This window comes from Mycobacterium sp. NGS33, assembly GCF_059812885.1.
Genome location: NZ_JCALDN010000006.1, coordinates 93,415 through 111,559, shown reverse-complemented (window position 1 = coordinate 111,559; position 18,145 = coordinate 93,415). Strand labels below are relative to the sequence as shown.

Here is an 18,145-nt window from a genome sequence, read left to right as displayed (position 1 = left end):
TCTGGCACCGCCCGCAGGCCTCAGCGGCCGCGCCACTGCGGTTTGCGCTTCTCCGCCCAGGCCCGCAGCCCCTCGGCGACGTCTTCGGTCGCACCGGCCACCTTGCGCATGGTCTCGCCGAACCGCACCGATTCGATCCAGCCCATGTCCGCGGTTCGCCACGCCACCTCCTTGGTCGCCCGCTGGGCCAGCGGCGCCGCCTCGGTGAGGGTGCGTGCCCACGCCTGGGCTTCGGCCTGCAGCTGGTCGGGCTCGACCAGCTTCCAGACCAGGCCGATCTCCTTGGCCCGCTCGGCACTCATGGGTTTTCCGGTCAACAACAACTCCATGGCGTTGGCCCAGCCCACCCGCTGGGGCAGCCGGATGGCCCCGACGATGGTGGGCACCCCGATCGACACCTCGGGAAAACAGAACGTGGCCTCGGTGCTGGCGATGACGAAGTCGCAGAACAACACCCCGGTCACCCCGTAGCCGATGCAGGGGCCGTGCACGGCGGCGATGGTCGGCTTGAACAATTCCATGCCGGATTCGAACGAGTTGATCGTCGGCTTCTCCCAGAAGGTGCCACCGAAGGTGCCGACCGAGCCCTCCCCGTCCTTGAGGTCGCCGCCGGCGCAGAAGACGCCGCCGTTGGCCGTCAGGATTCCGACCCAGGCGTCCAGGTCGTCGCGGAAGCGATCCCAGGCGGCGTTGAGGTCCTGGCGCAGCGCGCCGTTGATGGCGTTGCGCGCCTCGGGACGGTTCAGGGTGATCGTGGCAACGTGGTCGTGCTGCTCATAGGTGACCAGACTCATCACTGCAGACTATTGCGCCACGCCCGCGCCCTTGCCATGAGCCGGGGAACAATCCCTGGTCATGGCGTGCGCGGGCGGCGAAAGTCATGAAAAACGCCAAGGCGCCCAACGGTTTTCGAGGGCAACCGTTTGATGTCGTCGAAATGCACATGGACCCGCTCGAAGGCTTTGACCCGTTCGGCTTTGACCTTTTTGGTGTAGGTTCGCCGATCCGCCATCGTCAGATCCGCGTCGTCGCTGAATGCGCCGAGCAACGCGCGCGGGTAGAGCCGCTCCACCAAGACGACGTTGACCTCGGCGCACATCACCAGCGCCACCGACGCCAGGAACAGAAACGCCAATGCCCCCAACACCAGCGCGAACACGCTATTGGTGGCGCTGGCCCGTTTGACGGTGTGCGCGACGTAGCCGGCGCCGAACCACTGGAGCATCTGCCAAATGAACGCGGCGGCAAGGGCTCCGGGCCACACCTGCCTGTATGTCAGTGCGCGCGCGGTCGTGACGCGAAAGGCCACCAGGCAGATCATTGCGTTGATCGCCACGGCGGCCAGTGCAAGGCCGATCTTGCTGAACACGCCAAGCGCTCCGGTGGCGTGGCCCGCCGCGGCCAACACGGTGGCCGCGATGGCGGCCGAGCCGAGCACCAACAGCAACAGCAGGCTGCGCAGCCGGGACAGAATCGGGTTGGGGCGCTTGTGTTTCGGCACCGCCCAGATCGTGTCCATCGCGTTCTGCAGGGCCTGCCCCACGCCCAGCCCGCCGTAGAGCGCGCCGAGCAGCCCGACGGCCACGCCCACCGCTCCGCCGCTGAGCCCCTGGGGGTGATGCAGCTCGTCGCCGAGCACCGGGAACTGGCTCAACGTGCTGTGCAGCACCTGTGCTTGGAGATCGGGTCTGCCGGCCAGCACCACCCCGAGGCCGGTGGTCAACAGCAGCAGCAGCGGAAACAGCGACACCAGCCCGTAATAGGTGATCAGGGCCGCGAGATAACCGCCCTGGTCGTCGTTGTATTTGTAGACGACAGCGACGATCACGCCGACGACGCGATTCCGTCGCTGCAGCCTGTCCAGCCAACCGACCATCGCCGATCACTTCCCCCGCAAGCCGGCATCTACGTTCGATGCACTCGGCACGTGATACCCGGATTCGGCTGCCGCCAACCCCGCCGGCCGCCCCGGCGCGTTGGGGTGACGGCCGTTCGGGTGCCTATTCTGTGCGGGGTGGCCGAACCGTCTGCAGCGCAGTTGCGCACTCAGCTCGACGGTGTGACGCTGCGTGACGCCGCGCGGTTCGGCCGGCGCCTGAGGAATCTGCACGGGGGTCCACCCGAGAAGCTGCGCCAGCTGGCCGACCAGATCGCGGCCGCGCAAGCGGTCGTCGCGGCCCGTCAGGCCGCCGTGCCCGCGATCGCCTATCCCGACCTGCCGGTCAGCGAGCGGCGGCAGGAAATCGCCGAGGCGATCCGCGCGAATCAGGTGGTGGTGATCGCCGGGGAGACCGGGTCCGGGAAGACCACCCAGCTGCCCAAGATCTGCCTGGAGGCCGGCCGCGGCATCCGCGGGACCATCGGGCACACCCAGCCCCGCCGGCTGGCCGCGCGCACCGTCGCGCAGCGCATCGCCGACGAGCTGGACAGCCCGCTCGGCGACATCGTCGGCTACACGGTGCGGTTCACCGACCAGGTCAGCGACCGCACGCTGATCAAGCTGATGACCGACGGCATCCTGCTCGCCGAGATCCAGCGCGACCGTCGCCTGCTGCGCTACGACACCCTGATCCTCGACGAGGCCCACGAGCGCAGCCTCAACGTCGATTTCCTGCTCGGCTACCTGCGCGAGCTGCTGCCGCGCCGGCCCGACCTGAAGGTGATCGTCACCTCGGCGACCATCGAGCCGCAGCGGTTCGCGGACCACTTCAGCGGCGGCGTACCGATCATCGAGGTGTCGGGGCGGACGTATCCGGTCGAGGTGCGCTACCGACCGCTGGAGGTCGCCGTGCCCGCCGCGTCGGGCGACGATCCCGACGACCCCGACCACGAGATCGTGCGCACCGAGACCCGCGACGAGGTCGAGGCGATCGTCGACGCCATCGCCGAACTGGAGGCCGAGCCGCCGGGGGACATCCTCGTCTTCCTGTCGGGCGAACGCGAGATCCGGGACACCGCAGAGGCTTTGGGCGGTGCCCTCAAACACACCGAGGTGCTTCCGCTGTACGCCCGGCTGCCCACCGCCGAGCAGCAGAAGGTGTTCGCGCCCCATACCGGGCGCCGCGTCGTGCTGGCCACCAACGTCGCCGAAACGTCGTTGACCGTGCCGGGGATCCGCTACGTGATCGACCCGGGCAACGCCCGCATCTCGCGTTACAGCCGGCGCCTGAAGGTGCAGCGGCTGCCGATCGAACCCATCTCGCAGGCGTCCGCCGCCCAGCGCGCCGGCCGGTGCGGCCGCGTCGCGCCCGGGGTGTGTATCCGGCTCTACGCCGAACAGGACTTCGCGGCCCGGCCGCGCTACACCGACCCCGAGATACTGCGGACCAATCTCGCCGCCGTGCTGTTGCAGATGGCGGCGCTGCAGCTCGGCGACATCGAGAAGTTCCCCTTCCTCGATCCGCCGGACCGCCGCAGCGTGCGCGACGGAGTGCAGCTGCTGGCCGAACTGGGCGCGTTCGACCAGCACGGCGCGATCACCGACCTCGGCCGCCGCCTCGCGCGGCTGCCCGTCGACCCGCGGCTGGGCCGAATGATCCTGCAGGCCCAAACCGAGGGATGCGTGCCCGAAATGCTGGTGCTGGCCGCGGCGTTGACCATCCCCGACCCGCGGGAACGGCCGAGCGACCGCGAGGAGGCGGCCCGCCAAAAGCATGCCCGTTTCGCCGACGAGCACTCCGATTTCATGTCCTACCTCAACCTGTGGCGCTATCTGCGCGAGCAGCAGAAGTCGTTATCGGGCAATGCATTCCGGCGGATGTGCCGTTCGGAGTTTTTGCACTACCTGCGCATCCGGGAGTGGCAGGACCTGGTCGGGCAGCTGCGCAGCATCGCCCGCGACCTGGGCATCGTCGAGGACCCGTCCGATGCGCCGGCCGATCCGGCCCGGGTGCACGCGGCGCTGCTCGCCGGGCTGCTGTCGCATGTGGGAATGCGCCGCGAAGACACCCGCGAGTATCTGGGCGCGCGCAACTCGCATTTCGTGCTGGCGCCCGGCTCGGCGCTCACCAAGCGGCCCCCGCGCTGGGTCGTCGTGGCGGAGCTGGTCGAGACCAGCCGGCTGTACGGGCGCACCGCCGCCCGCATCCAGCCCGAAGTCGTGGAGCGGGTCGCCGGCGACCTGGCGCAGCGCGCCTACAGCGAACCGCACTGGGACGCCCAGCGCGGCGAGGTGATGGCCTACGAGCGGGTGACGCTGTACGGGCTGCCCCTCGTCGCGCGCCGCCGCGTCGGATACGCACGCATCGAGCCGGTGGTGGCGCGCGAACTGTTCATCCGCCACGCGCTGGTCGAGGGCGACTGGCACACCCGTCATCGCTTCTTCGGTGACAACGCGCGACTGCGCACCGAGCTCGAAGACCTGGAAGAGCGGGCACGCCGCCGCGACCTGCTGGTGGGCGACGACGAGATCTACGCGCTCTACGACGCCCGCATCCCCGCCGATGTCGTCTCGGCGCGAAACTTCGACGCCTGGTGGAAAAAGCAGCGCCACAAGACGCCGGACCTGCTCACCTTCACCCGCGCCGACCTGCTGCGCACGCACGAGACGGCGGACGCCGATCGCCCCACCACGTGGCGGACGGGCGACGTCGCGCTGCCGTTGACCTACCGCTTCGATCCCGGCGCCGCCGACGACGGGGTCACCGTGCACGTGCCGATCGACGTGCTGGCGCGCCTGGGCGGCGACGAGTTCGCCTGGCAGGTGCCGGCGCTGCGCGAGGAGCTGGTGACCGCGCTCATCCGCTCACTGCCGAAAGACTTGCGCCGCAACTTCGTTCCCGCCCCCGACACCGCCCGCGCGGTGCTGGCGGCAATCGACCCGGGCGGGGAACCGTTGCTGCCGGCGCTGCAACGCGAGTTACGCCGTCGCACCGGGGTGCTGGTCCCCGTCGACGCCTTCGACCTGGACAAGCTGCCGTCGCATCTGCGGGTGACGTTCGCGGTCGAGTCCGGTGACGGCGGCGAGCTGGCGCGCGGCAAGGATCTGCGGGCACTGCAAGAGCGGCTCACGACGCCGGCCCGGCAGGCCGTCACCCGTGCGGTCGCGGGTGATCTGGAGCGAACCGGGTTGCGCGGCTGGCCCGAGGACCTCGACGAACTGCCGCGGGTCGTGGAACGCACGGTCGCTGGGCGCACCGTGCGGGGATTTCCCGCATTCGTCGACGCGGACGGCGGCGTGAGCCTGCGGGTGTTCGCCACGTCGTCCGAACAGGAGCAGGCGATGCGACCCGGCATCCGGCGATTGGTGCGCCTCAGCGTCGCGTCCCCGGCCAAAGCGATTGCGCGTCAACTTGATCCGCGCACCCGGTTGGTTCTCGGCACCAATCCGGACGGCGACCTGTCCGCACTCCTGGACGACTGCGCCGACGCCGCGGCCGACGTGCTCGTGCCGGCGCCGGTATGGACTCGCGCGGAGTTCACCGAGCTGCAGCAGCGGGCGGCAAAGTCTTTGTCGCCGACCACCGTCGACGTTGTGGGACGGGTCGAGAAGGTGCTGGCCGCCGCTCAGGACGTGCAACTGCTGGTGCCCGCGAATCCGCCGGCCGCGCAGGCCGATGCGGTCGCCGACATCCGCGCGCAGCTGGGTCGGCTGTTGCCGGCGGGATTCGTCACCAGCACCGGGGCCGCGCACCTCGCCGACCTCACCCGCTACCTGATCGCGATCCGCCGCCGCCTCGAGAGCCTGGCCCGTGCGGTCCAGGCCGATCGGGAGCGCATGCAGCGGGTGCACGCCGTGCAGGACGCCTACGCCGAGCTGTTGCGTGCGCTGCCCCAGGAGGCCAGCACGGCCCCCGACGTTCGCGATGTCTCCCGCCAGATCGAGGAACTCAGGGTGAGCCTGTGGGCCCAGCAACTCGGCACGCCCCGCCCGGTCAGCGAGCAGCGGATCCACCGCGCGATCGATGCCCTGCGCGACCGCTGGTGATGGCTGTTCCCGCCACTTTCAACCTATAGCGCACCCGGGGGCTTGCCGCAAGGCCCGGGTGGTGTTGCAAAATCGCTGTCCTCAACCGGAATTCAGGCGAATCGGGGTGGCGAAGTGGGTGTTTCGAGATCAGCGGAGAGCTCGCGCGGCGGCATGGAGCACGCGGTGCTCATTGCCGGCGGCGGGCCGACGGGGCTGATGCTGGCGGGCGAACTGGGCTTGGCGGGGATCGACGCCGCCATCGTCGAGCGGCGCACCAACCAGGACCTGGTGGGGACGCGGGCCGGCGGCCTGCACGCCCGCACCATCGAGGTTCTCGATCAGCGTGGCATCGCCGATCGGTTTCTGTCGCGGGGCCAGGTGGCGCAGGTCGCCGGCTTCTCCCAGATCCGGCTGGACATCAGTAACTTTCCCACCCGGCATCCCTACGGACTCGCGCTGTGGCAGAACGAGATCGAACGCATCCTGGCGGACTGGGTCGACGAACTCGGCGTGCCGATCTATCGCGGTCAAGAGGTCGCGACCGTCGCGCAGGACGGCGATGGGGTGGACCTCGGGCTGGACGATGGCCGGGTGCTGCGGGCCCAGTATGTCGTGGGGTGCGACGGCGGACGCAGCGTCGTCCGCAAAGCCGCCGACATCGATTTTCCGGGCTGGGAGGCGACGACGAGCTATCTGCTCGCCGAGGCCGAATTGGATTCGGGGGCCGGGCAATCCCCGCAGTGGGGCATCCATCACGACGCGCTCGGTGTCCATGCCCTCTCGGTTGCCGAGGAGGGGGGACCGGTTCGGATCATGGTCACCGAGCGGCGCCTCGGGCCGCCCACCGAACCCACGCTGCGCGAGTTGAGCGAGGCCCTGGTCGCCGTGTACGGCACCGACTACGGGATCCACAGTCCCGCATGGATTTCCCGGTTCACCGACGCGGCGCGCCAGGCCGCCAGCTACCGGCGCGGGCGGGTTCTGCTGGCCGGCGATGCCGCACATATCCATCACCCGGTGGGCGGGCAGGGCCTGAACACCGGGGTGCAGGATGCGGTGAATCTGGGCTGGAAGCTGGGCCAGGTGGTCGACAAGACATCGCCCGACAGCCTGCTGGACAGCTATCACGCCGAACGGCATCCCGTCGCTCGCCGCGTGCTGCGCAATGCGCTGGCGCAGATGGCGCTCCTTCGCCCCGACGAACGCACCCAGGCGCTGCGCGACACCGTGACCGAGCTTCTCGAGATGGACGAACCCCGCGCCCGCTTCGCAGCGATGATGTCGGGCCTGGACATCCGGTACGACCTGGGGGAGGGGCACCCCCTGGTGGGGCGACGCATGCCCGACCTGGATCTGCTCACCGCCGACGGTTCGTCGCGCGTCTTCGACCTCCTGCGAGATGCCCGCCCGGTGCTGCTCAATTTCGGGGAGGCCGGCCGCATCGACATCGCATCCTGGGCGCACCGGGTGCGACTCGTCGACGCGAAACATGTTGGTACATGGCAGCTTCCGGCGCTGGGCGCGGTGAGCGCACCGACTGCGGTGTTGATCCGGCCGGACGGACACGTCGCCTGGGTCGGCGCCGGAGCCGACGCGGCGCTGCGCGGGGCCCTCGGCACCTGGTTCGGACCGCCCGTCGCAACGTGAGGGCGGTACGCGCGCCGAAAAAGGTGACTTGTGCCGCCCGGCGCAGGGTGTAACGTGCGTGTTCGCTGTTCAAGAGCAGGAAGCACGCACCGTGGATATCGCAACCGAGCAACCGCCGGCGGCGCCGGAGGATTGGGCCGAGGCCCAACCCTTGCTCAGGCCGGTGTTGCGACCGCAGAGCTACGTGAATTACTTGGTCAACGCCGGCGGTCAGCCGTGGGTGCGCCCGGTGTTTCCCTTCATCAACGAGATGGTCGTGGTCGACCTGCCCACCGTGCGGGCCATGGTGACACCGGCGGAGACTTCAGCGTGGGGCATCACCGGCGATGAGGCCTTCGCGGTGGCCAGGGAGAACCTGTCGGCGCGTCAACAGACCTTCGCCCCGGGCGAGAAGTTCCTGTTGAAGGATGCCGACGGCGGCACCTATATCGATTCGATGATCCTGGCCACCGGCTGGCTGGGCTCGCTGGCGGTGGCCGGCGGCCCCCGTCCGCTGGTGTTCTTCCCCGGCGACGGCGTCTTGCTGCTGGGCACCGACGCACCCGACGACGCCGCGAACCTCTTCGAGGTCGCCGAGCAGATGTACCTCGATGCCGAACAGCCCATCTCGCCACAGGGCTACACGATCGAGGGCACCGTCATCGCGCCGTTCGACCAGGCCGGCCCGCATCCCCTGCGCGAGCTGGCGCTACGGGCCCGAACCTTGTTGGCCACACAGGAATACCGCCATCAAACCGAATTCTTGCGGGAGCACTATGAGCGCGAATTGTTCCCGCAATACGTCGGCGAAGCGCAGGTGATCGAGACGGCCTGGGGCCGGCGCACCACCGCGGCGTGGGGGCAGGGGATCCCGTGGGAGCTGCCGCAAACCGACTACGTGACCTTTTTGGTCGGCGATCCGTCCAACGTTTCCGACAAGTTCACCGTGCCATTCGCCACCGTCGTCGATGCGGTGGGCATCCTGCCCGTGGCGGGAATCAGCCCGGTCCGCTACCGGGCCAACGAATGGCCCACGCCCGAGCTGCTGGCGACGCTGAAGGCGCACGCCGTCGACTTCCCGAGCGAATGAGGGTGCTCGTCTGAGCCAGGCCAGCGACCGCTCAGTCCGGCGGCTCGTTGGTGGCACCTCGAACAGCCGCCTGTTCCCGGTCGCTGCGGTTTCCGGGAACGCCTTCGGCTTCGCTTTCCTCGGTGACCTTCTCCTCGAGCTGATCGACGATGTTCTCCAGCTCCTGCGCGCGGCTCAGCGGGTCTTTGTCCGGTTTGGTCATATCGCTTTCCAATGGCGTGGGTGGGGACGGGACCCGGCGCCGGGAACCCGCCGCTATTCAATACCCGATCGAGCGGTTGTTAACCAGAACCGGCCGGCCGCGAGACAGACGAGACACAGCGCCGCGACGGTGGAAGTATCGCAAGAGTGGCTACCGAGAAACCTCAGACCATCGCTTACCCCGCCGACGCGCGCCCGCATCGCCGCCACGCCGATTCGCTCGACCCACACGTCATCGTCCTTTTCGGGGCGACCGGCGATCTGGCCAAACGAAAACTGATCCCCGGTCTGGCCTATCTGGACCAGTCGGAATTGGCGCCCAATATCCAGATCGTCGCCACGTCGCTGGAGGACCTGAGCCAGGAGGAATTCCGCGAACTCGCGAAGGAGGCAATCGATTCCTTCGGCACCCACAAGCTCTCGGACGAACAGTGGGCCAACTTCGCCAGCATCATCAGCTACGTCCCACAGGGCGCCGGACCCGAGGGGCTGGCCGAGGCGGTGGCCCAGGCCGAGGAGAATCTGGGTCCCAACGTTCGACGCCTGCACTACCTGTCGGTTCCGCCCAAGGCGGCGCGGGCCGTGATCACGATGCTGCGCGACGCCAAGCTGGTCGAGCGTTCGCGGGTGGTGATGGAGAAACCGTTCGGCACCGATCTGGCCAGCGCGGTGGCGCTGAACGACTTCGTGCACGAAACCTTCGAGGAATCACAGATTTTCCGCATCGACCACTTCCTGGGCAAGGAAGCCGCGCAGAACATCCTGGCGTTCCGCTTCGCCAACGGTCTCTTCGAGCCGATCTGGAACCGCAATTTCATCGACCACATTCAGATCGACATTCCCGAGGCCCTGGGACTGGATCAGCGGGCGAATTTCTACGAAGAGACCGGGGCCTACAAGGACATGGTGGTAACCCATCTGTTCCAGGTGATGGCGTTCGTGGTGATGGAGCCGCCGACCGCGCTCGAACCGTTCGCCATCAGCGAAGAGAAGAACAAGGTCTTTCGGTCGATGCTGCCGGTCAAGCCGTCCAACGTGGTTCGGGGTCAGTACAACGGATATCGCGACGAGGACGGGGTGGCAAAGGATTCCGACACCGAGACCTTTATCGCCCTCAAGGTCGGCATCGACAACTGGCGATGGGCCGGGGTGCCCATCTACCTGCGCACCGGCAAGAAGATGGCCGAGGGCATCCGCATCATCTCGATCGCGTTCAAAGAGGCTCCGCGGACCATGTTTCCGCCCGGGTCCGGGGTGGGCACGCAGGGGCCCGATCACCTCACATTCGACCTCGCCGACAACTCGAAGGTCTCGTTGTCGTTCTACGGCAAGCGACCCGGCCCGGGCATGAAGCTGGACAAGCTGTCCATGCAGTTTTCCTCGCAGGAGATCGACACCGTCGTGGACGTCCTCGAGGCCTACGAACGCCTGATCCTGGACGCGATGCGGGGCGACCACACGCTGTTCAACACCGCTGAGGGCATCGAATCATTGTGGGAGCGTTCCGAAGATCTGCTCACCGATCCGCCCCCCGCCAAGATGTATCAGCCAGGCACGTGGGGCCCCAACGCTATTCACCAACTCATCGCGCCCAACGCATGGCGGCTGCCGTTCGAGCGGGGGTGGCGCGAAGCCAAGTCCTAACGGAACCGCTCGCCCGCCGAAAATGTTAAGGCTCAGGTCAATTCGGCGCTGAGGTAACTGATCGAGTGACGGAATTGCTTGAGGATTTCGTTGTCCGGTAGCACGAATCCGTAGTCCGCATAGACCTCTTCGGTGGGGCGCCGGGTGACGTTCCAGCCGGTGTCGGCCAGGTGCTCGGCCGCCGGCCGTCGCTCGCCGAGCCAGACGAGCTCGGCGACGTCGATGTCGAGCCCGTGCTGACGCCAGGTGTTGCGCATCGCCCGGGCGCGTTCGTCGGTGAACACGCTCATGTCGGTGATGTTCTCGGTGGCCAGCCGGCTGCCCGGCGCGCTGAGCGCGGTGATGTTGTCCAACAGCCGGTCCTGGGCGTCCGGCGGCAGGTAGGGCAGCAGGCCCTCGGCGATCCAGGCGGTGGGGGAGCCGGCGTCAAAACCGCTGTCGCGCAATGCCGTCGGCCAATCTTCGCGAAGGTCGATGGCGACGGTCCGCCGTTCCGCGGTCGGTTCGGCACCGAGCCGGGTCAGCGTGTCGGTCTTGAAGGCGATCACCTGCGGCTGGTCGACCTCGAAAACCACGGTGCCCGACGGCCATGCCAACCGATAGGCCCGCGCGTCGAGCCCGGCGGCCAAGATGACGGCCTGCCGTATCCCGGCGGCGGTGGCGGCGCCGAAGAAGTCGTCGAAAAACCTCGTCCGCACCGTCATCTGTTCGCGCCGCTGTTGCAGCGTCATCGGCATGTCGTCGCTTTCCAGCGGGATGTCGTTGTCCAGCATGCGGATGAAGAAGGGGTGACCGACCGCCCGCACCAACGGCTCGGCGAATCGGTCATCCAACAATGGGTCTGGCTCGCGGGACGCCAGCGCCCGGGAGGCCGCCACCATCGTCGCGGTCGCCCCCACGCTGGAGGCCAGGTCCCAGCTGTCGCCCTCGCTACGCGCCGAACCAAATGATGACATTCGCTTTCCCCTTCCGGGATCCACTAGACGCGTCGCCCAATTCGCCTGCCTGGCCGCACACCACCGGCGACCGCACCACCGGTACCGAAGGGTACTTTCTGCCTATGCCGAGCGCACCCCGCACCCACCGCGCAGGCCCGTGACTCCCGTCCCGCTCCTCGACCACAGGAAGTGAACCGCTTTCATGGCACCCACCCTGCGCCCGCGCCGATCCGCCCTGTACCTGCCCGGCAACAAGCCACGCGCGCTGGAAAAGGGTAAGACGCTGCCGGCGGACGTGCTGATCTTCGACCTCGAGGACGCCGTGGGTCCCGACGCGAAGGCCGATTCGAGGACGACGGTGTGCGACGCGATCTCGTCGGAGAGCTACCGCCCCCGCGAGGTCGTGGTGCGCATCAACGGCCTGGACACCGACTGGCACGACGATGACCTGGCGGCCGTGGCCCGATCGAGCGCCGACGGCGTGCTGGTGCCGAAAGTCGAGACGGGCCAACAGGTTCAAGCGCTGGCCGACGCGCTGGACGCCTTGGGAGCGCCGAAGTCGTTGCAGCTGTGGGTGATGATCGAAACGCCCCTGGCCTTTCTGCGGTCCGAGGAGGTCGCGTCGGCCAGCGATCGCCTGGCCGGTTTGGTGGTGGGCACCAACGACCTGGTCAATGAGCTGCACGGCCTGCACGTCCCCGGGCGCGCGCCCGCCGTACCCGCCCTCGGCTTGGCATTGTTGGGAGCACGGGCGGCCGGAAAGGTCATCTTGGACGGTGTGTTCAACGACATCACCGACGCGGGCGCATTCCGGGCCGAGGCCCAGCAGGGCCGCGAGATGGGCTTCGACGGTAAGACGCTGATCCACCCGTCGCAGATCGCCCCCGCCAACGAGCTGTTCGGGCCGTCGCACAAAGACGTGGAGGACGCCCGCAAGATCGTCTCGGCCTACGAGGAGGCCCAGGCGGCCGGCACCAGCGTCATCACCGTCGACGGCCGCATGATCGAGAGCCTGCATGTGCGTGACGCCCAGCGCATCCTCACCCTCGCCGATCTGATCTCCGAGATGGAATCCGCTTCCTAGGGCCGGCGGCCCGCGACGGGCGTTCGATGCCGCTCACACGGTAGGTTGAACGCGTCCGGAGGCGACTCGAGAGGAGAAAACGTGGGCCAGACCGCGGCCATGGCCGAGGCCGACCGCACCTGGATGATCGACACCCTGCTGGCGCTGCTGCAGACCCCGAGCCCGTCGGGACGCACGGACGCGGTGATGCAGGTGATCGGCGACATCTTCGACCACTTCGGGGTGCCATTCACGCTGACCCGGCGCGGGGCGCTGACCGCCGAACTGCCGGGTGAGTCCGCCACCATCGACCGGGCCCTGGTGGTTCACTCCGACACCATCGGCTGCATGGTTCGCGACCTGAAGGACAACGGCCGCCTCCAACTGGTTCCGGTGGGCACGTTTTCGGCGCGGTTCGCCGCGGGCGCCCGGGTGCGCATCTTCATCGACGACCCCGAGGAATTCATCACCGGCACGGTCATGCCGCTGAAGGCCAGCGGGCATGCGTTCGGCGACGAGATCGACACGCAACCCACGAACTGGGAGCACGTCGAGGTCCGCATCGACCGCAAGGTGTCCTCGCGAGAGGACCTGGTTCGGCTCGGCCTGCAGGTCGGCGATTTCGTGGCGTTGATCACCAGCCCCGAGCTCACCGCCGACGGTTTCATCGTGTCGCGCCACCTGGACGGCAAGGCGGGTGTCGCGATCGCGCTCGCGCTGGCCAAGAACTTCTCCGAGAACAAGGTGGTGCTGCCGCACCGCACCACCATCATGGTCACCATCACCGAGGAGGTCGGCCACGGGGCCAGCCACGGCCTGCCCGCCGATGTCGCCGAGCTGGTTTCGGTGGACAACGCGGTGTGCGCGCCGGGCCAGCATTCCCTCGAGGACGGTGTGACGATCCCGATGGCCGACATGCACGGCCCGTTCGACTACCACCTGACCCGCAAACTCTGCCGGCTCGCCCACGAGCATGGAATCCCGTTCGCCCGCGACATTTTTCGCTACTACCGCTCCGACGCCGCGGCGGCCATCGAGGCCGGGGCCAACACCCGCGCGGCGCTCGTCGGCTTCGGCCTCGACGGCAGTCATGGCTGGGAGCGCACGCACATCGATTCGCTGGAAGCCGCCTACAACCTCCTGCACTGCTGGCTGCAGACACCGTTGACGTTCGCCAAATGGGACGCCAAGCCGACGGGCGCTCTGCGCGACTTCCCGTCGTCGGAGCAGCCCGCGCCCAGCGAGCGGTGGGTGCCGCTGGCCCGCGGCGATTTCGAAAGCCCCGGCGAAGCGTCGCCCGGAACGGTCTGGCCACCCTCGGAAGGCCCCCAGGCCTGATGCCGCTACATCTGGGCCCAGACGATCTTCGTCTGTAGGTAGGCCTCGACGCCGGCCTTGCCGGACTCGTGGCCCCAGCCGGACTGCTTGTAGCCGCCGAACGGCATCGAGTGGTCGTAGGGGAACGCGCAGTTGAGCCCGACGGTTCCGGCCGCCAGGCGCTTGGCCAGCCGATGGGAGCGGCCCAGGTCTTTGGTCCACACCGTGGCGGCCAGCCCGTAGGTGCTGTTGTTGGCCAACGCGACGGCCTCGTCCTCGTCATCGAAGGGCAGGATCGTGACGACCGGCCCGAAGATCTCTTCCTGGAACAGCCGGCTGGTGTCGGGATCGACGTTGGTGACGACCGTCGGGTGCACGAAGTACCCCTTCCGATCGAGCCGGTGGCCGCCGGTGACGATCTCCGCGCCATCGGACCTGCCCTGCTCCAGGTAACCGAGCACACGGTCGAGTTGCTTCTGGCTGATCAGCGGCCCGCTCATGGTGCCCTCTTCCTTCGGGCCGCCCATCTTCATGGCATTCGCGACCATCGCCATACCCTCGACGACCTGGTCGTACACGCCACGCTGCACCAAAATGCGCGAACCACACACGCAGGCCTGCCCCGAGTGCACGAACGTGCCGAACGCCGACATGGGGATGGCCTTCTTCAGTTTCGCGTCATCGAAGATCAGCACCGGTGACTTGCCGCCGAGTTCGAGGGTGACCTTGTTGAGGTTGCTGTCGGCCGCGGCGTGCACGATCGCGCGGCCCACCTCCGTCGAGCCCGTGAAGGCGACCTTCTCCACGTCGGGGTGCGCGGTGATCGCCGCGCCGACCGTGTGCCCGTAACCGTTGACCAGGTTCGCGACCCCGTCGGGCACCCCGGCCTCGGCCAGCAGGCGCATCAGCACGTGTGCCGAAAGGGGCGTCTCCTCAGCGGGTTTCACCACGCTGTTACAGCCGGCCGCCAGCGAGGGCGCGAGCTTGGCGCAGAAGTTGAACACCGGCCCGTTCCACGGGAAGATCAGTCCGACCACGCCGTAGGGCTCGCGCACCGTATAGGTGTGCATGTGCGAGTCGACGCCGGTCAGTCCGCCGGTGTTCACGTCGCGCGCAATCCCGTCGATCTTGGTACACCAGCCCGCGTAGTAGCGGAACCACTCGGCGCCGATCTTCACCTGCATCTGCGCTTGAGCGGGATACATTCCGGCATTGAGCATTTCGAGCTCGGCGAGCAACTCGGCGTTGTCGTCGATCAGGTCGGCGACGCGCCACAAGATCTTCGCCCGCTCGTAGTCCGGCTTTCCGGACCAGATCCCCGACTCGGCGCTGGCCTTCGCGCGCGCGACCGCCTCGTTGACGGCTTCGGTGCCGCAGTCGGTGAACTCGGTGATCTGTTCCTCGGTGGAGGGATCGAAGACCGGGATCACGTCACCGGTACCCGGGCGTTCTCGGACCTCGTCCAACACGGATTGCACCGTCATTGCGTCTCCTCAGTGAATGCGGCAGAAGTTACGCGCTTAACCCCTTGCTGTCTACGACATCCGGCACAAGGAGCGTCCACGCGCCGCGGCGCCTAACGGCCGCGGGGGATCCGATCGGCGCGCCAGCACCGAGACTGCATGGGGACGTCTATCGTCTCCGCGCCGGGGAAACGCTCGGTCAAGATGGCTCGGGCGTTGTCGAGCCGCTGCGCGCGGTCGTCTGGAGAGCCGATGATCACCCGGCTGTAGGTGGCCAGCATCGCGACGACGTCGTCGACGGTCATCGTCCGCGCGAATTCGAACGTCTCCCGGGTGATGTTGTGGAAGATCTGCGGGTCCGGCAGCACGACGTTCTCGTGGCGCCGGCGGAACCGGTCGGGCGCATCCAATTCGGATGAGTCGTCCTTGGGCAGCACCTCGAGGTCGCGGACCCAGTCGACGTCACGGTCCCGACTGGTCCAGATCAGCCCGAACCGCCCGCCGTCGCGCAGTACCCGGCCGATCTCCGGGACGGCCCGGTCGGGATCCATCCAGTGCCATGCGGAGGAGACGAAGACCGCGTCGGCGCAGCGATCAGGGAGGGGAATGGCCTCACCCGTGCCCGCCATGGCGCGAACCTCGGGGGACCGTTCGGCCAGCACCGCCCGCATCCGCGCATCGGGCTCGACGGCGACGACGTGCGACGCCCGGCCGACGAGCGTGCGGGTGAACAGTCCGGTGCCCGCACCGACGTCGACGGCCATCTCGCAGTCGGCCGGCAGCAGCCAGTCCACCGCTTGCCGCGGGGGCTGCGGCCGCAGCCCGTCGTAGTCCTGCGCGATCGACCCGAAGGACATCGCGCGTTCTTGGCGATCAGTCACACGCGACAAGGTAATCCAGCTCGCTGTGCAAGCCATGAGAAGTTGTGCCGCCTCACCACAGCGCGCTGTGATTGACGAGTGCGTCCGCGATGAGCCCGGTTCCGAAAACCAGGAACAACAGGCGCACCGACATCGGGCCGTAGCGGGTCAGCGCACGCACGATCGCCCGCTGAATGCGCTTGGCCCGCATGGTTCTTCTCATCGAGAGGGCAAGGATCAGCAGTGGCGGCGACAGCGCGATGGCCCAGTAGACGAGGATGATCAACGGCCAGAGCGGCGGGCGCGGGTGTAGCGCCGCGAGCATCGCCAAGCCGGTGAGATAGGGCACGGCGGTCGGAGCTTGGCCACTGCCCACCGCCAGCCCCAGAAACCCGAGCAGCCAGGGTCGTTGGCGCATCGCCGCCAGCGCCCAGCCGGGCGCCGACGACTGCGCGGTCAATGGAAAGTAAGCCAAACAGATCAGCGCGATCCCCAGCAGCAGTTCGCCCCGGAAGCGAATCGCCGGTGTCAGGTGAAAGTCGAGGACCTCGGTGATGAAGCCGATGCCCAGCACCGTGCACACGCCGAAGGTGGTCGTCACCGCGAACACGCCCGCGACGTAACTCAGGGCGCCGGGAACCGGAGACCGACGCCCCAGCCGGCTATCGAAGATGACGGCCGAGACCACTCCCACGTTGAGCACGTTGAGCGAGTCGAGAAACGCCAGTCCGGCAAGCGCCAGTGCCAAAGCCACCACGCGTCAGCACCGGGCCTAGCGTGCGGATTTACGGGCCGCCCACAGCGGGCTGCGCACTGACCACGGCGAGAGGACCAAGGCGGCGATCATGCTGCAGACAATACGAGTTCGGGTGAAAGCGTGTGGGGTGAGGCTTGCGGTTCGCACCGGTGATCACGCGCTCGCCGCGCGGGACGCGGGGGGCGACGGCGTCGGCGCACGTCATCCACGGCATCATCGAGGCGTCGGCGGGGCGCGCAGTCGCGGCCACGGTTGAACGGCACATCATGGAGGGGGCGGCAACCATGACCACGCTTACCGGGCGGGATCGACGCGAATACCTCGCCGGGGCTTGGACGTTGGAGTCTTACCAAAACTCCAAGGTGGACGGCTCCAACGTGCTCGCGGACCGTGCCCCGTTCGCCCTGGGCAACCTTCACGTCGATGACGACGAATTGGCCACGGCGGCAAGGGGTTATCTGGCCTACGCGGGCCGCACCGACTCGAGGAGAGACCCGAATGGGATTGCTCGACCATAGGATCGCCGTCATCACCGGCGCCAACTCCGGGATCGGGTTGGCCACCGCCGAGCGGTTTCTCGCCGAAGGCGCCGCCCGGGTGTTCATCACCGGCCGGCGCCAGCCCGAACTCGACGCTGCGGCACGCACATTGGGCCCTCGCGTGAGCGCGGTGCGCGGCGACGTCGGAACGTCGGAGGATCTCGATCGGCTCTACGCCGAGGTCGCGGCCGCCGGTAAGGGACTCGACATCGTGATGGCCAACGCCGGATCGACCCGGGTGGCGCGGCTGGGGGAGATCACCGACGACGACCTCGACGCGCTGCTGACCACCAACGTCAAGGGAGTCGTCTACACCGTGCAAAAGGCGCTGCCGCTGCTCAACGACGGCGCGTCGATCATTCTGACCGGGTCCACCACCGCCGACCGCGGCCGCCCCGGGCTGAGCATCTACGCCGCCACCAAGGCCGCCGTGCGATCCCTGGCCCGTGCCTGGGCCAACGAACTCGCCGACCGCAACATCCGGGTCAACGTCATCGTGGCCGGGTCCACCGCCACCCCCGGAAGCAACGCGCTGGCCGCGCAGACCGATCCCGACGCCTCGATCGAGGAGTTCCGCGCCGGGCGCATCGCCACCATCCCGCTGGGCCGCTTCGCCGACCCCACCGAGATCGCCAATGCCGCAGTGTTTTTGGCCAGCGATCTGTCCAGCTTCACCACCGGATCCACCGTCACCGCCGACGGCGGATTCAACCAGGTCTGACCCGTTCGCCGGGTCAAT

15 protein-coding genes are annotated in these 18,145 nt (G+C 68.1%); 8 read left to right on the top strand and 7 right to left on the bottom strand.

What is annotated here, in order from left to right:
- Positions 1 to 20: 20 nt before the first annotated feature.
- Both AC5Y5B_RS13585 and AC5Y5B_RS13580 read right to left on the bottom strand, forming a co-directional pair.
- Positions 21 to 794 carry an enoyl-CoA hydratase/isomerase family protein gene (locus tag AC5Y5B_RS13585; RefSeq protein ID WP_112631463.1) on the bottom strand — a complete coding sequence of 258 codons (774 nt, stop codon included), beginning with the start codon at positions 792 to 794 and terminating at the stop codon, positions 21 to 23.
- 59 nt (positions 795 to 853) lie between these two features.
- Complete coding sequence (locus tag AC5Y5B_RS13580) at positions 854 to 1,876, bottom strand: YihY/virulence factor BrkB family protein (RefSeq protein WP_500005588.1); 1,023 nt, start codon at positions 1,874 to 1,876, stop codon at positions 854 to 856.
- A gap of 138 nt (positions 1,877 to 2,014) precedes the next feature.
- Between AC5Y5B_RS13580 and hrpA the strand changes: the two genes are divergently transcribed.
- From hrpA to AC5Y5B_RS13565, 3 genes are all read left to right on the top strand, one after another.
- Complete coding sequence (gene hrpA / locus AC5Y5B_RS13575; protein ID WP_500005587.1) at positions 2,015 to 5,926, top strand: ATP-dependent RNA helicase HrpA; 3,912 nt, start codon at positions 2,015 to 2,017, stop codon at positions 5,924 to 5,926.
- A 153-nt stretch (positions 5,927 to 6,079) separates the two neighbouring features.
- Positions 6,080 to 7,555 carry an FAD-dependent monooxygenase gene (locus AC5Y5B_RS13570; RefSeq protein ID WP_500005650.1) on the top strand — a complete coding sequence of 492 codons (1,476 nt, stop codon included), beginning with the start codon at positions 6,080 to 6,082 and terminating at the stop codon, positions 7,553 to 7,555.
- 91 nt (positions 7,556 to 7,646) lie between these two features.
- A complete protein-coding gene (locus tag AC5Y5B_RS13565; RefSeq protein WP_500005649.1) occupies positions 7,647 to 8,624 on the top strand; it encodes a DUF1444 domain-containing protein in 978 nt (325 codons plus the stop codon).
- A gap of 31 nt (positions 8,625 to 8,655) precedes the next feature.
- Here the strand turns inward: AC5Y5B_RS13565 and AC5Y5B_RS13560 are convergent, their stop codons facing one another.
- Positions 8,656 to 8,838 carry a hypothetical protein gene (locus tag AC5Y5B_RS13560; RefSeq protein ID WP_197497982.1) on the bottom strand — a complete coding sequence of 61 codons (183 nt, stop codon included), beginning with the start codon at positions 8,836 to 8,838 and terminating at the stop codon, positions 8,656 to 8,658.
- Positions 8,839 to 8,972: 134 nt separating this feature from the next.
- Here AC5Y5B_RS13560 and zwf point away from each other — a divergent pair, with 134 nt between their 5' ends.
- Positions 8,973 to 10,469, top strand: a complete 1,497-nt coding sequence (gene zwf / locus AC5Y5B_RS13555) for a glucose-6-phosphate dehydrogenase (RefSeq protein WP_500005586.1) — start codon at positions 8,973 to 8,975, stop codon at positions 10,467 to 10,469.
- A 32-nt stretch (positions 10,470 to 10,501) separates the two neighbouring features.
- On the opposite strand, the gene AC5Y5B_RS13550 is transcribed toward zwf, so the two are convergent.
- Positions 10,502 to 11,425: a class I SAM-dependent methyltransferase gene (locus tag AC5Y5B_RS13550; protein WP_112631451.1), complete on the bottom strand. Its 924-nt coding sequence runs from the start codon at positions 11,423 to 11,425 to the stop codon at positions 10,502 to 10,504.
- Between the two features lie 184 nt (positions 11,426 to 11,609).
- Between AC5Y5B_RS13550 and AC5Y5B_RS13545 the strand changes: the two genes are divergently transcribed.
- Positions 11,610 to 12,491: an HpcH/HpaI aldolase/citrate lyase family protein gene (locus AC5Y5B_RS13545; protein ID WP_500005585.1), complete on the top strand. Its 882-nt coding sequence runs from the start codon at positions 11,610 to 11,612 to the stop codon at positions 12,489 to 12,491.
- Positions 12,492 to 12,572: 81 nt separating this feature from the next.
- Positions 12,573 to 13,808: an osmoprotectant NAGGN system M42 family peptidase gene (locus tag AC5Y5B_RS13540; RefSeq protein ID WP_500005584.1), complete on the top strand. Its 1,236-nt coding sequence runs from the start codon at positions 12,573 to 12,575 to the stop codon at positions 13,806 to 13,808.
- A gap of 5 nt (positions 13,809 to 13,813) precedes the next feature.
- Here AC5Y5B_RS13540 and AC5Y5B_RS13535 read toward each other — a convergent pair whose 3' ends face one another.
- The 3 genes from AC5Y5B_RS13535 to AC5Y5B_RS13525 form a co-directional block, all read right to left on the bottom strand.
- Positions 13,814 to 15,271 (bottom strand): aldehyde dehydrogenase family protein, encoded by a 1,458-nt coding sequence (locus AC5Y5B_RS13535; protein WP_112631445.1) that lies wholly within the window; start codon positions 15,269 to 15,271, stop codon positions 13,814 to 13,816.
- 92 nt (positions 15,272 to 15,363) lie between these two features.
- On the bottom strand, positions 15,364 to 16,131 hold the full coding sequence (locus tag AC5Y5B_RS13530) for a class I SAM-dependent methyltransferase (RefSeq protein WP_500005583.1): 768 nt from the start codon (positions 16,129 to 16,131) through the stop codon (positions 15,364 to 15,366).
- A gap of 52 nt (positions 16,132 to 16,183) precedes the next feature.
- Positions 16,184 to 16,867, bottom strand: a complete 684-nt coding sequence (locus AC5Y5B_RS13525) for a GAP family protein (RefSeq protein ID WP_500005582.1) — start codon at positions 16,865 to 16,867, stop codon at positions 16,184 to 16,186.
- 134 nt (positions 16,868 to 17,001) lie between these two features.
- On the opposite strand from AC5Y5B_RS13525, the gene AC5Y5B_RS13520 reads away from it, so the two are divergent.
- Positions 17,002 to 17,385 carry a hypothetical protein gene (locus AC5Y5B_RS13520; RefSeq protein WP_500005581.1) on the top strand — a complete coding sequence of 128 codons (384 nt, stop codon included), beginning with the start codon at positions 17,002 to 17,004 and terminating at the stop codon, positions 17,383 to 17,385.
- On the top strand, positions 17,366 to 18,127 hold the full coding sequence (locus AC5Y5B_RS13515; RefSeq protein ID WP_500005580.1) for an SDR family NAD(P)-dependent oxidoreductase: 762 nt from the start codon (positions 17,366 to 17,368) through the stop codon (positions 18,125 to 18,127). Before AC5Y5B_RS13520 ends, AC5Y5B_RS13515 begins: the two co-directional genes overlap by 20 nt.
- Positions 18,128 to 18,145 lie beyond the last annotated feature (18 nt).

Excerpts from the sequence above, each read along its gene's own strand:
- AC5Y5B_RS13585 (WP_112631463.1), bottom strand. The coding sequence starts at position 794 with ATGAGTCTGGTCACCTATGAGCAGCACGACCACGTTGCCACGATCACC.
- AC5Y5B_RS13580 (WP_500005588.1), bottom strand. The coding sequence starts at position 1,876 with ATGGTCGGTTGGCTGGACAGGCTGCAGCGACGGAATCGCGTCGTCGGC.
- AC5Y5B_RS13570 (WP_500005650.1), top strand. The coding sequence starts at position 6,080 with ATGGAGCACGCGGTGCTCATTGCCGGCGGCGGGCCGACGGGGCTGATG.
- AC5Y5B_RS13550 (WP_112631451.1), bottom strand. The coding sequence starts at position 11,425 with ATGTCATCATTTGGTTCGGCGCGTAGCGAGGGCGACAGCTGGGACCTG.
- AC5Y5B_RS13545 (WP_500005585.1), top strand. The coding sequence starts at position 11,610 with ATGGCACCCACCCTGCGCCCGCGCCGATCCGCCCTGTACCTGCCCGGC.
- AC5Y5B_RS13535 (WP_112631445.1), bottom strand. The coding sequence starts at position 15,271 with ATGACGGTGCAATCCGTGTTGGACGAGGTCCGAGAACGCCCGGGTACC.
- AC5Y5B_RS13515 (WP_500005580.1), top strand. The coding sequence starts at position 17,366 with ATGGGATTGCTCGACCATAGGATCGCCGTCATCACCGGCGCCAACTCC.